This window comes from Marinicella gelatinilytica (assembly GCF_026410405.1).
GTDB lineage: Bacteria > Pseudomonadota > Gammaproteobacteria > Xanthomonadales > Marinicellaceae > Marinicella > Marinicella gelatinilytica.
The window spans coordinates 116,231-128,022 of the sequence record NZ_JAPMLN010000008.1 but is presented as its reverse complement, the minus strand read 5'-3'; the positions used below and the strand labels follow the sequence as shown (position 1 = coordinate 128,022).

The following is an 11,792-nucleotide window of genomic DNA, read 5'->3' as shown; positions in this document are numbered from 1 at the left end:
AGCGTGGTATCAATGAGAATACCAATGGACTAATCAGGCAATATTTTCCAAAGGGAACCGACTTCAATCAAGTCACAGATGAACAAATAGAACACGTAATGGATTGCCTGAATAACAGACCACGGAAAACAAGAGGCGGGAAATCTCCGAATGAATTATTTATGGGGCAGCAAGTCGATTTACTTGCTGCATGATTAAATTGCACTTATTACTTGAATTCAAGGGGGAATAGTTTTGCTCTTTTATTTAAAAACAAAAGAGCTTTCGGCTCTTAATATTGTTTATTTTCCTCCCCTCTTGAGAGGGGATTGAGGGGTGTGTTCGCTCAATCTGTAAAAATTAAAAGTTGGTGAGCAGACGTGTTCATTCAAATCATACATCGCTCCCAATCTCATAAAACCGGGAACATAAACGACAATGACCACATAAAAATTAAGCCCTTTGAATATTCTCAAGCGCCGCGATGCGATCCTCCAACGGCGGATGGGTGGCGAATAATTTAGACAGAACTTGTCGCACCTGACCACCACTGGTGATACCAAAGGCCGCAAACTCGCCTTCAAGCGGTTCTGTTCTGGAACTGCGCTGTAAGGCTTTTAAGGCATCAATCATATTTTGATTACCGGCCAAACGTGAACCGCCCTCATCGGCATGGAATTCGCGCCATCGGGAAAACGCATTGACAATTATGGCGGCCAAGAAGCCCAACACAATTTGCGCAATCAAAGTGCCGATAAATGAGCCCATGGTGTAACTACCACCCCGTTCATCCCTTGTGGCCGCAGCAATGGCATAACCTATAATGCGCGAGAAGAAAATCACAAAGGCGTTTAACACACCTTGAATCAGGGCCATGGTCACCATATCACCGTTGGCCACATGCGCCACTTCATGACCCAACACCGCTTCCACTTCATTGCGCTTCATGCTTTGTAACAAGCCGGTACTAACCGCGACAAGCGCATCATTTTTCTTCATGCCGGTGGCAAAGGCATTGGGTGAATCAGACGGAAAAATACCCACTTCGGGCATACCGATACCGGCAGCCTGAGCTTGACGTTTCACCGTATCGACCAGCCATTGTTCATCGACATTTCTGGGCTGTTCAATGATTTGCACGCCCATGGCTTTTTTCGCCATCCATTTGGACATGGCCAATGAAATAAAGGAACCCACTGATCCCCATAACAAGGAGAATATCGCCAATGCCCGATAATCCAAACCTTTTTCGGTGAGGTAACCATCCAATCCGAATATCCGCATAATGATGGTAATAACCGCCAAAATGGCGATATTGGTGGCGACAAATAATAAAACTCTTTTCATGTTTTTTTGCTCTGTACGTTGTAATTAATGGTCCGTTAGACCTCAATTGTTAACCCAGGTTGCACATTTCGTATCTGACATCACATGTCACAACCTGATTTCCTAAAGTATGGCTATTTTAAACGATTACAAGATTATCCAAGTATAATGCCAAGCAAGCAAACAGTGATAATATTTTATGTTTGAGTGGCTTAACGAACCCCATATATGGCTCCTGATGGGTTTGTTTTTGGCGGGTATTCTTGCGTTCATAGTCTCGACACTGGCCAGCGGTGGCGGCGCACTCATTTTAGTGCCACTACTCAATGCCACGGTCGGTGTCAACCAAACCGCAGTGGTGCTCAATTTAGGTACTTTTATCGGCCGACCGGCACGGCTTTTACTGTTTTGGTCTGATATCAACTGGCGGATTGTGGCTTATTATGCACCGGCTGCCATTGTGGGGGCCTGGCTAGGTGCCTATTTATTCACATCGATTAAAATCACATGGTTACAATTACTCATCGGTGTCTTTTTAATCAGCACCTTATGGCAATTTCGTTGGGGCAAAAAACAACGCTCTTTTCAAATGCCGGTGATGGCTTTTATTCCCCTGGGTTTTGCGGTGTCGGTTTTGGGTACACTGGTGGGCGCATTAGGGCCGGTTCTTAATCCGTTCTATCTGAATGCCGAGCTAATCAAAGAATCTATGATCGCCACCAAAACGGCCAACTCATTTCTGATGGGTGTCGCACAAATCAGTGGTTATGCTTATTTTGGTGCTTTAACATACGAAACCATCACTTATGGCTTGGCCTTGGGAAGCGGTGCCATTATCGGCAATATAATTGGCAAGAAGTTGTTACAGACAATCAGCACCACCGCATTTTTGCGGTGGGTGATTGCGTTCATGGTGATCAGTGGTACTGTGTTGATTTATAAAGGCATTGAGGGTGTGGTTTTTTGACCTTTGCCTATGTTTAAAATAAGCCGCTTAATTTATCGCCAATACTGCCCATACTGCCACCTAATATATCTTTAATCGGTGATGGGTCATCATCGGGGGTTTCGGCATTTTTATCGGTAATTAGTTGCAACAAATAAGGCATAATAATGGCAACAATCCCGGTGGCTTTAGAGCCAGAAAACCCCAGTTTTTTCTGTAAACCATCAACAATACCACCGGTAATCGAGGCTTGTAAGGAATCGGCTTGTTTATTGTTGTCTTTTTTACTAAATAAACTCATTACCCCATCAATCCCTTGATCAAGCATATTTGCACCCACTTTTTCAGTGGCTTGCTGTTTCACCACATCAAAAATACCATTCAGTTCAGTTGAGCTGACCCCTTCTTTTTTCTGTAATTGCCCAGCCACTTGTTGTTTAAGTTGATCCATAATGGCATCTATCATTGTAATTCTCCTATATTTAGTAAACCAAAATTATAACACCCTAAATCTACTTTAAGCCCATATCAGTGCATTTTCAGACAGAAAAAACCGAAGATTTTAGCGAGAAATAGATCGCAATGTGATATAGTGCGCGCCTTTACGCGTTACCACCCGCCTTATGTCCACAGAACAAATCAGAAACATCGCCATCATCGCGCACGTTGATCATGGTAAAACCACCTTGGTCGATTGCCTATTAAAACAATCAGGTACTTTTGACGACCGTGCCGATGACCCTAATCGCATGATGGATTCCGGCGATTTGGAAAAAGAACGTGGTATCACGATTCTCTCAAAAAATACCTCCATAGAATGGGAAGGCTATAAAATCAATATTGTTGACACACCGGGCCATGCCGATTTTGGTGGCGAGGTTGAACGGGTACTGAGTATGGTTGATTCTGTATTATTGGTGGTAGACGCTGTGGACGGACCCATGCCACAAACCCGATTTGTTACCGCAAAAGCCTTTGAAATGGGCTTTACACCGGTGGTGGTGGTCAATAAGGTGGATCGTGATGGCGCCAGAATTCAATGGGTTATTGACCAGACCTTTGATTTGTTCGATTCTCTGGGTGCCACCGATGAGCAACTGGATTTCCCGATTATTTATGCCTCAGCCATTAACGGTTACGCTTCGGAAGATGATGAAAACCGTGAAGGTGATATGCGACCTTTGTTTGAAACCATCATTAATAAAGTCAGACCCCCGGATGTTGATATTGAAGCGCCTTTTCAAATGCAAATTTCAACCTTGGACTACAACAGCTTTTTAGGTTTGATTGGTATTGGTCGCATTAAAAAAGGTTCTATCAAAAGCAATACACCGGTGACAGTGGTGGATGCCGAAGGCAATACCCGTAATGGCCGCATATTAAAGATTTTTGGCTTTAAAGGCTTAGACCGTATTGAAGTTAATGAAGCTGCGGCTGGCGATATTGTCGCCATTTCAGGTATCGATGCCATTAGCATATCCGACACATTATGCAGCCGTGATCATGTTGAAGCCTTGCCGCCCTTGTCTGTGGATGAGCCGACCATTTCCATGTTGTTTTGTGTCAATGATTCACCGTTTGCCGGACGCAGCGGAAAATTCCTGACTTCACGGCAAATAAAAGATCGCTTAGAACGTGAAATCACCTATAACGTCGCTTTACGCGTCGAAGAAACTGAAAACTCAGATCAATTTAAGGTCTCCGGGCGTGGTGAACTGCATTTATCTGTGTTAATTGAAACCATGCGTCGTGAAGGTTTTGAGTTGGCCATTTCAAGACCACAAGTGATTTACCGTGAAATCGATGGTCAAATGTGCGAACCTTATGAAGATTTGGTGGTTGATATTGAACAAGATCATCAAGGCTCAGTGATGGAACAACTGCTGGGACGCCGTGCTGAAGTGAAAGACATCGTACCTGATACCACCGGCCGAGTTCGTATGAACTTCATTATTCCGGCACGGGGTTTAATCGGTTATCAATCTGAGTTTAAAACCACCACCTCAGGCACCGGTATATTAACCCACGTTTTTGATCATTATGGTCGTAAACTTAACACCATCGAACGCAGTCGTAAAAATGGCGTATTAATTTCCAACGGCACCGGCAAAGCCCTTGGATTTGCACTGTTTAACCTTCAGGAGCGTGGTCGCATGCTGATTAGTGCCAACGTTGATGTTTATGAAGGTCAGATTATCGGCATTCATTCTCGTGACAATGACTTAACGGTCAACCCTCTGAAAGGTAAGCAATTAACCAACGTCCGTGCCTCAGGTAAAGATGATGCCATTAATCTGGTAACGCCGATTCAAATGACCTTGGAGCAATCCATGGAATTTATTGAAGACGATGAGTTGGTGGAAGTGACGCCCGATGAGATTCGTATTCGCAAAAGACATTTACTCGAGCATGAACGTAAACGCGCCAGCCGCGAAGCGTAAAGTCAGAATTTACAAATCCCTTAAGCCACCTTATGACAGGTGGCTTTTTTGTGTTGAAAAAATTATCCACTTGCGTCAAAACTGACAACTCATTATTATGGTTGTTTTATGCCATCCAGAATAACCATGAAAACACGCATCATATGCTTACTCAGCTTATTAACAGGCTTAGCCCACGCCCAAATTGAATCAGCGGAATTAAACACCTCGATAGACAATATTGAACCAAAACTGATTGAATGGCGTCGCCATTTACATGCCAATCCGGAACTCAGTAACCGTGAAGTTAAGACCGCGGAATATATTGCTAAGCATTTAAAGTCCTTGGGTTTAGAGGTACAAACCGGCATTGCTTACAATGGTGTGGTGGGTATTTTAAAAGGCGACAAACCAGGACCCGTGTTGGCATTACGCGCGGACACCGATGCGCTACCGGTCACTGAACAAGTGGATGTGCCGTTTGCCTCAAAAGTGACCACAGAATACCGCGGTGAAGAAGTGGGCGTGATGCATGCCTGTGGCCACGATGCCCATGTGGCTATTTTAATGGCGGCTGCTGAAGTGTTTGCTAATAACAAAGCCGATCTTGCCGGCACCCTGATGTTTATTTTCCAACCCGCTGAAGAAGGCGTACCGCAAGGTGAAGAAGGCGGCGCGGAACTGATGCTGAAAGAAGGCTTGTTCGATAAAATAAAACCCGAAGCCGTGTTTGGTTTACACGTTTGGGCCGGTTTACCCACCGGCGTGATTGCTTATCGACCGGGCCCAATGATGGCGGCAGTCGATGAATTTGGCATTAAAGTTAAAGGCCGCCAAACCCACGGCTCCAGACCCTGGGGCGGGATTGACCCCATCACCACCTCAGCGCAAATTATTAATTCGGTACAAACCATTATCGCGAGACGCACCGATATCACCCAGGCACCTGCGGTGGTGTCTTTCGGTGCCATTAAGGGCGGGATTCGTAATAACATTATTCCTGATGAAGTTGAAATGATTGGTACCATTCGTAACTTTAATATGGATACCCGGGACAATATTCACAACCAACTCGAGCAAATCACCACCCATGTGGCCCATGCCAATGGTGCAGAGGTTGAATTTAACATCTATCCGGGCTATCCGGTGACCATCAATAATCCTGATTTGAGTGAGCGCATGAATGCGTCTTTAGAGTCGGTATTTGGCGCCGACAATGTCATTGATTCGGGTCTGATTACCGGCGCCGAAGACTTTTCTTATTTAGCCCAGGAAGTCCCGGGCTTATTTTTCTTCTTAGGGATTTCTCCACCGGACAGTGACTATAAAAACGCCCCCAGCAACCACTCCCCCTTATTTTTTATTGACGAAGACGCCCTACTCAACGGTGTTCGCGCCTTTGTGCAGTTGGTTCAAGACTATCAGTAAATTCGAAAACCAGCCGACTAACCGTTAATTATTTACTGTTGGTCGGCAATTTTTTTATAATTCCATTCCGACTTTTATGAACTGATTAAACTCAGTGCTTGTTTGATGTCTTTCACCACAAATTGCCGGTCTAAAACAGTAAAGACCTTATGACGTTGAAAATCATTGACCAGTTCATCACGTATGCCCGATAAAATAACCTGAATCCCTTGTTTCTGAAAGCTATTGATAATTTCTTTTAAAGTCTCATAACCGGTGGCATCAATCAGAGGCACATAACGCATACGTATAATGATGGTTTTCGCCGATGAAGACGGAATGCTGGTCATGGTGTGTTGGAACTGACGTGCCGCCCCAAAAAACAACGGCCCGTTAATTTCATACAAAACAACGCCTTCAGGCACATCCAGGGTTTCTTCGTCAAATAAGCGCTCCACCCGTTCTTGTTCAATATTGATATTATTCACCTGCACCGATTGGCTCATGCGATGCATAAACATAAAGCTCGACAGCACAATACCAACCTGTATGGCAATCACCAAATCAAATATCACCGTTAAGAAAAAGGTGGTAAGCAAGATAATAATATCCATTCTGTCACCTTTTAAGAGTGACTTAAACTGCCGCCACTCACTCATATGATAGGCCACCACCACCAAAATACCGGCCAGACAAGACAAGGGAATCAGTTTCGCCAGGGGTGCAAATAACAACATAATCAACAGTAACACCACACCATGGACTATCCCGGCAATCGGGGTACGCCCACCATTATTGACATTGGTCGCGGTGCGGGCAATGGCACCGGTGGCCGGAATTCCACCGAACAAAGCAGAGGCCGAATTGGCCGCCCCCTGGGCCACCAGTTCAATATTGGAACGGTGCTTACCGCCAATCATGGAATCTGCCACCACTGCCGATAATAAAGATTCGATTGAACCCAATAAGGCAATCGCAAAAGCCGGCTGAATCAACGACTTCATGGTGTCAAAATCAAACGACGGTAAACTCGGCATGCTTAAGGCATTGGGAATCTCACCAAATTGGCTTTCAATGGTGGTTACCGGGATATTAAACAATTGCACACACACGGTGGCTATTAAAATAGCGACAATGGATCCGGGAATCAGCTTAATCAGTTTTTGAAAATACAAGGTCATGATAACTGTGCTGACAGCAATGATGACGGCATAGAGATTAATTTGATTGAAATGTTGAGCGTACAAAAACCATTTAGATAGAAAATCAGCCGGCACATCGCTCAATTGCAAACCCAGAAAATCATTGACCTGCGATGAAAAGATAATCACCGCAATGCCACTGGTAAAACCGACTATCAGGGAATATGGAATATATTTTAAAAAATTCCCAAAGCGTGCCAGGCCAAACGCCATCATAATAAAGCCGGCCATAAAAGTGGCCAGGATTAAACCATCGACACCGTGGGTCTGCACAATGCCGTATACGATAACAATAAAGGCGCCGGTGGGGCCGCCGATTTGCACCCGAGAACCACCAAAGACGGAAATAATAATGCCCGCCACAATCGCTGTAATCAGTCCTTTTTCCGGCGACACGCCCGATGCAATGGCAAAGGCAATCGCCAGGGGCAACGCCACGATACCGACAATCACACCGGACATCACGTCTTTGCCCAATGTTTGTTTTGAAATACCGGCTTTAATTAAGGTAAATAATTTGGGCGTAAATTCCTGCCGAAGGTTTTTATTCATACCGGCTTAGGGCATCCCCGGAAATGAATCCACCAACTGAACTTTTAAATCCGGAAAGGAATCCACCACCTGCACCTTAAAATCTGGAAAGGAATCGACTTTTTGCCACATTCCACATTTATCAGGAAACGAAGTTACCATCTGAACCTTAATATCCGGAAATGAATTCACATAGTGAATCTTTAAGTCCGGAAATGAATCAACAAATTGAACCTTACCCATCAACTTAATACCTTTGTATGTACATTCTTCCGCCATCACATCTCCAAAGCTCAAACAAACAACCAATAACAAAATAATTCGCATCAAAACCACCTGCTTTTTTTAAACCAGATTAATAAACCCACTGTCAGTATCACACTAAATATCACCACGAAAGAGAATGCCCAGGGGTTTTGTAAACCCGGCATGCCTGCCAGATTCATGCCAAATAAGCCTGATAAAAAGGTTAAGGGTAAAAATATCGCTGATATTATCGACAATAAATAAAGCCGACTATTCTGCTCATGGCTGATATTGGCCATAAAATGCTCTTGTAGCATTAAAGCCCGATCACGCAGGAGATCTAAATTTTCTATGAGTTGAATAAACTTATCCAAATGCATATAAACTTGCTCATAAAAACCGGTACTTAATCGTGGTGATTTTACTCGATGTAGCTGATCAATAGCTTCTCGTTGCGGCAACAAGTAACGTCGGATATGAGCAATTTGACGTCGCATCTCATTAATCTGCGGGTTAAACTCTGACAGAGAACTGTCATCAACCTGATCTTCTGCCTGATCTATTTTTTCATCCATTTTATCAACAAAGTCATCGGTGGAATAAGCCAGTCGATCTAACAACATTAACAACAACTCTTCGCCGTTTTTAGGTCCAAGCTGCTGCAATAACTGAGATTTAATGTGATTGATGGACTGGCTACCGGCATCACTGCTGGTGATAATGAGGCCATCCCCCAGCCACAGTCGAATCGACACCATGTCTTCAGGCTGTTCATCTTCATTGTGGTTAATGCCGCGCAAACAAATTAACACCTCCTGGTCATTAACTGAGGTACGTGGTCTGGTTTCATGGTTCAATAAGATAACTTTCGCCTGTTCAGTTAATTCATTGCGCTGCTTAATCCAGTTGCTGGCTTTTTTATCGGTGTACTTAAGATGATACCATTGCCACGGTGCGGCAACGCTGTCTTGAGCCTTCACTTCAGTACCGCCACCAAGACCATCTAAGGTAAAATGAGTTATTTTGGATTCATTCATTGTCGTGATCCTGTAAACGTGCCAATTGACCGGGATCTGTAAAGTTCACATGCACATCTCGTTGCGGGAACGCAATAACAATCCCCTGTGCCCGAAATGCCTCCTCAATCAAAAACCGAACATCACTGCGAATTAAACGCATTTCACGACCGGCCTGTATTGATACCCAGAAGAACACATCAAAAATTAAGGCGCTGTCACCAAAATCCTCAAACACAATCACCGCACCGGGTTCTTTTTGTGCCAGCTCATAAGCTTGGATAACCTGTTCCAATAGGTTTTTTACTAAACCAATATCAGAACCATAAGCCACACCCACACGAACTGAAGTCCGAATAAACGGATCATGCAGCGTCCAGTTGACTAAGCGTGACTCCAATACCTGACTATTAGGTACCACAATATCCGCGCCATCATTGCGCTTAATCAATGTTGAGCGATTGCCGATACTGATGATACGCCCGATTAAACCATCCATTTCAACAATATCGCCAATCCGGATTGGCCGCTCCGACATTAAAATCCAACCACTTAAGAAATTCTCAATAATGGTCTTGGCACCAAAACCAAAACCAATCGCCACCGCACCTGAAATAAAGGCAAAAGTCGCTAATGGAATCCCCAAATAGGTCAGCACCGTCAACAACACCAGTACAATCATGGCGTAAAACAAAATTCGCTGAATAATGGCCCGACTGTCCTGACTAATACGCGCCGAACTCAGCAATTTCTTGACCACCAAAAAAGCCAACAAGCGACTTAAAAACCAGGCCACAATCAAAAAACCCAGCGCATACAAAATCTGCAACCAGGTAATCACATGGCTGTCACTCATCGTAAATGCCGTCTTATTAAGAAATTCAATCATAGATAAAGTATAGTGTAAAAAACCAAACAGCAAAAACTTATTTTAACCACTTCAGGGATAGAAAACCTTTTCACTTTCATTAACATTCATTAAATTGCTTTGGGAAATGTTTATTAAGTATTTCCATCATGGCGCTGCGGTTTTTATAACGTGATTTAAAAAATTGAATCAGCTCATTGACTTTCGACTGACTGCCCGGGATTTTAGACAAAGTCTTTATATATTTGACTGTCTGATTGTAGATTTTTCTGCCGGTTTCTTCCGCCTGCTTTTTGATGCCGGATACATACAAATCCCTGATTTCCTGCGGATAATCCTTGCTAAGATGATGGGCATAGCCATCTATTAGCCTAATGCTTTCCGGGTTGATTTGTAATAAAGTCAGCAATCGGTCAAAATATTTTTCTGCCACAAAAATATCTGCCAATTGAGTGGCTGCGCCATAGCCGCCGTATTGATTTTTACCTTTAATTTCATCGATGATGGCTTCACATTGCACCGCCCACTCTTTTTTGGAATAAGTGGATTTAAGTTGTTTATAGTACGACATGTCACGGTAACTCCCGTTAAACAAAATCTTTGCCCACTTTCTGATATCCGCTTTGTTTTGTTCTAATTCTGCTATGGTTAACAACTGTTCACGCCACTGACTGACGGTTCCGGCATGGCATTCTTTCTCAGCAATGATGATGCCTTGTTGGCACAACTTTTTGGCTTGTTTAAAATCTTTCTGATCCAAAGATTGTTGTACCAGTACTGTTCTAAATTCCGGGTAATGCTTATGTTCATTGACTAAAATATCAACTTCGTCTTGTCTGTTATTTTTTAATAAATAACCAATTTTCACCTTAATTAATTGCACAACTCCGTAACTTGAATAGGCTTTGGATGCGACTTTTTTGAGTTGTTTATCAATTATAGCAAATAATTGTTTTTCTTGCTTGTCCGTCGTTATTAACACCGGCAGAACATCTAAGAAATAGCTTTCAAAACCAAAATCATTGTATTTTTCTTTAGGAAATTCTTTGAGACAATAACTAAACAATTCATCCTTTAGTTCCGGATGAGCCTGATTTGAAATATCATCAAATACCTCAAAAGCATACTCAAAAAGACCACCCGCCGAGCCGTCTGAATCGTCCATATTATGGACAATCTTAGGCAGCTGCTCAATGATGGCTTTACAAATTGCCAAGGCTTGAATAATTTTAGTGTCATGTACGAACTCACTCGCTCTTTTGAGTAAATCATACAGCGGTTGTTCAAGTTTATAGGTTGAACGATAATCAATGAAACCATCTCGCCCTTTCGCCGCTTTATAAATATTTTTTACGATAATCTGATATTTTTTATTAATATCCTCATCCAGGTATTCAGCGAAATAAGCAATCAAGGCGTTTTTTAAACCTCGATTGCTAACAAACTGTTTTTGTAAAAATTCTTGTAACTCCTGCTGATTGACTTTAGAAAAAATTTGACTGACTTCATTGTTCTGATTCTTTCGTTTCTGACCGGCTTTTTTCTTGGGAAGAATGCCGTTGTTAGCATCTGTAGATACCTCCAGTTCATCTGCCAGCGCATACAAAGTCGCCACCACATGCTTGCAGACCGGGCCATAATCATAGGGACAGTTACATTGCCATTCCTTAATTTGATTATTATCAAGCGTAATCAGCACATCATAGTCCAAAGAACCTTCTACCAAAGACAGCCAAATTCCAGCATCAACCTGCTCCAAATGGCTTACGGCTTTATCAAAATAATAATCAGCACCACGCTCAACGATGACTGAATCTATCTGGTCTTTAAAGTTGTTTAAATTCATGTCGA

The 11,792-nt window shown here is 43.1% G+C and carries 11 protein-coding genes; 4 read left to right on the top strand and 7 right to left on the bottom strand.

Going from position 1 to position 11,792, the window contains the following annotated elements:
* A partial coding sequence (locus OS173_RS07180) for a transposase (RefSeq protein ID WP_407659810.1) occupies positions 1–194 on the top strand: 194 nt, incomplete at its 5' end.
* Between the two features lie 238 nt (positions 195–432).
* Here the strand turns inward: OS173_RS07180 and htpX are convergent.
* Positions 433–1,326 carry a protease HtpX gene (gene htpX, locus OS173_RS07175; RefSeq protein ID WP_267183591.1) on the bottom strand — a complete coding sequence of 298 codons (894 nt, stop codon included), beginning with the start codon at positions 1,324–1,326 and terminating at the stop codon, positions 433–435.
* Between the two features lie 178 nt (positions 1,327–1,504).
* On the opposite strand from htpX, the gene OS173_RS07170 reads away from it, so the two are divergent.
* Entirely contained in the window at positions 1,505–2,272 is a 768-nt protein-coding gene (locus OS173_RS07170) for a sulfite exporter TauE/SafE family protein (protein WP_267183590.1), read from the top strand.
* 13 nt (positions 2,273–2,285) lie between these two features.
* On the opposite strand, the gene OS173_RS07165 is transcribed toward OS173_RS07170, so the two are convergent.
* Positions 2,286–2,717: a hypothetical protein gene (locus OS173_RS07165; protein ID WP_267183589.1), complete on the bottom strand. Its 432-nt coding sequence runs from the start codon at positions 2,715–2,717 to the stop codon at positions 2,286–2,288.
* A gap of 157 nt (positions 2,718–2,874) precedes the next feature.
* On the opposite strand from OS173_RS07165, the gene typA reads away from it, so the two are divergent.
* The gene (gene typA / locus OS173_RS07160) at positions 2,875–4,692 is read left to right on the top strand and encodes a translational GTPase TypA (RefSeq protein ID WP_267183588.1); all 1,818 of its coding nucleotides are present in this window, start codon (positions 2,875–2,877) and stop codon (positions 4,690–4,692) included.
* 126 nt (positions 4,693–4,818) lie between these two features.
* Positions 4,819–6,099, top strand: coding sequence for an amidohydrolase (locus OS173_RS07155; protein WP_267183587.1), 1,281 nt, complete (start codon positions 4,819–4,821; stop codon positions 6,097–6,099).
* A gap of 74 nt (positions 6,100–6,173) precedes the next feature.
* Here the strand turns inward: OS173_RS07155 and OS173_RS07150 are convergent, their stop codons facing one another.
* The 5 genes from OS173_RS07150 to OS173_RS07130 all read right to left on the bottom strand — a co-directional run bounded on the left by OS173_RS07150 (position 6,174) and on the right by OS173_RS07130 (position 11,787).
* On the bottom strand, positions 6,174–7,832 hold the full coding sequence (locus OS173_RS07150) for a SulP family inorganic anion transporter (protein WP_267183586.1): 1,659 nt from the start codon (positions 7,830–7,832) through the stop codon (positions 6,174–6,176).
* A gap of 6 nt (positions 7,833–7,838) precedes the next feature.
* Positions 7,839–8,138 (bottom strand): hypothetical protein, encoded by a 300-nt coding sequence (locus OS173_RS07145; protein ID WP_267183585.1) that lies wholly within the window; start codon positions 8,136–8,138, stop codon positions 7,839–7,841.
* Positions 8,138–9,094, bottom strand: a complete 957-nt coding sequence (locus OS173_RS07140; RefSeq protein WP_267183584.1) for a CorA family divalent cation transporter — start codon at positions 9,092–9,094, stop codon at positions 8,138–8,140. Before OS173_RS07140 ends, OS173_RS07145 begins: the two co-directional genes overlap by 1 nt.
* On the bottom strand, positions 9,087–9,962 hold the full coding sequence (locus OS173_RS07135) for a mechanosensitive ion channel family protein (protein WP_267183583.1): 876 nt from the start codon (positions 9,960–9,962) through the stop codon (positions 9,087–9,089). Before OS173_RS07135 ends, OS173_RS07140 begins: the two co-directional genes overlap by 8 nt.
* 79 nt (positions 9,963–10,041) lie before the next feature.
* Positions 10,042–11,787 (bottom strand): SWIM zinc finger family protein, encoded by a 1,746-nt coding sequence (locus OS173_RS07130; protein ID WP_267183582.1) that lies wholly within the window; start codon positions 11,785–11,787, stop codon positions 10,042–10,044.
* Positions 11,788–11,792: the final 5 nt, after the last annotated feature.

Bases quoted from the DNA above. Each gene is read 5' to 3' on its own strand.
- htpX (WP_267183591.1), bottom strand. From the start codon at position 1,326: ATGAAAAGAGTTTTATTATTTGTCGCCACCAATATCGCCATTTTGGCG.
- OS173_RS07170 (WP_267183590.1), top strand. From the start codon at position 1,505: ATGTTTGAGTGGCTTAACGAACCCCATATATGGCTCCTGATGGGTTTG.
- OS173_RS07165 (WP_267183589.1), bottom strand. From the start codon at position 2,717: ATGATAGATGCCATTATGGATCAACTTAAACAACAAGTGGCTGGGCAA.
- typA (WP_267183588.1), top strand. From the start codon at position 2,875: ATGTCCACAGAACAAATCAGAAACATCGCCATCATCGCGCACGTTGAT.
- OS173_RS07155 (WP_267183587.1), top strand. From the start codon at position 4,819: ATGAAAACACGCATCATATGCTTACTCAGCTTATTAACAGGCTTAGCC.
- OS173_RS07150 (WP_267183586.1), bottom strand. From the start codon at position 7,832: ATGAATAAAAACCTTCGGCAGGAATTTACGCCCAAATTATTTACCTTA.
- OS173_RS07145 (WP_267183585.1), bottom strand. From the start codon at position 8,138: ATGCGAATTATTTTGTTATTGGTTGTTTGTTTGAGCTTTGGAGATGTG.
- OS173_RS07140 (WP_267183584.1), bottom strand. From the start codon at position 9,094: ATGAATGAATCCAAAATAACTCATTTTACCTTAGATGGTCTTGGTGGC.
- OS173_RS07135 (WP_267183583.1), bottom strand. From the start codon at position 9,962: ATGATTGAATTTCTTAATAAGACGGCATTTACGATGAGTGACAGCCAT.
- OS173_RS07130 (WP_267183582.1), bottom strand. From the start codon at position 11,787: ATGAATTTAAACAACTTTAAAGACCAGATAGATTCAGTCATCGTTGAG.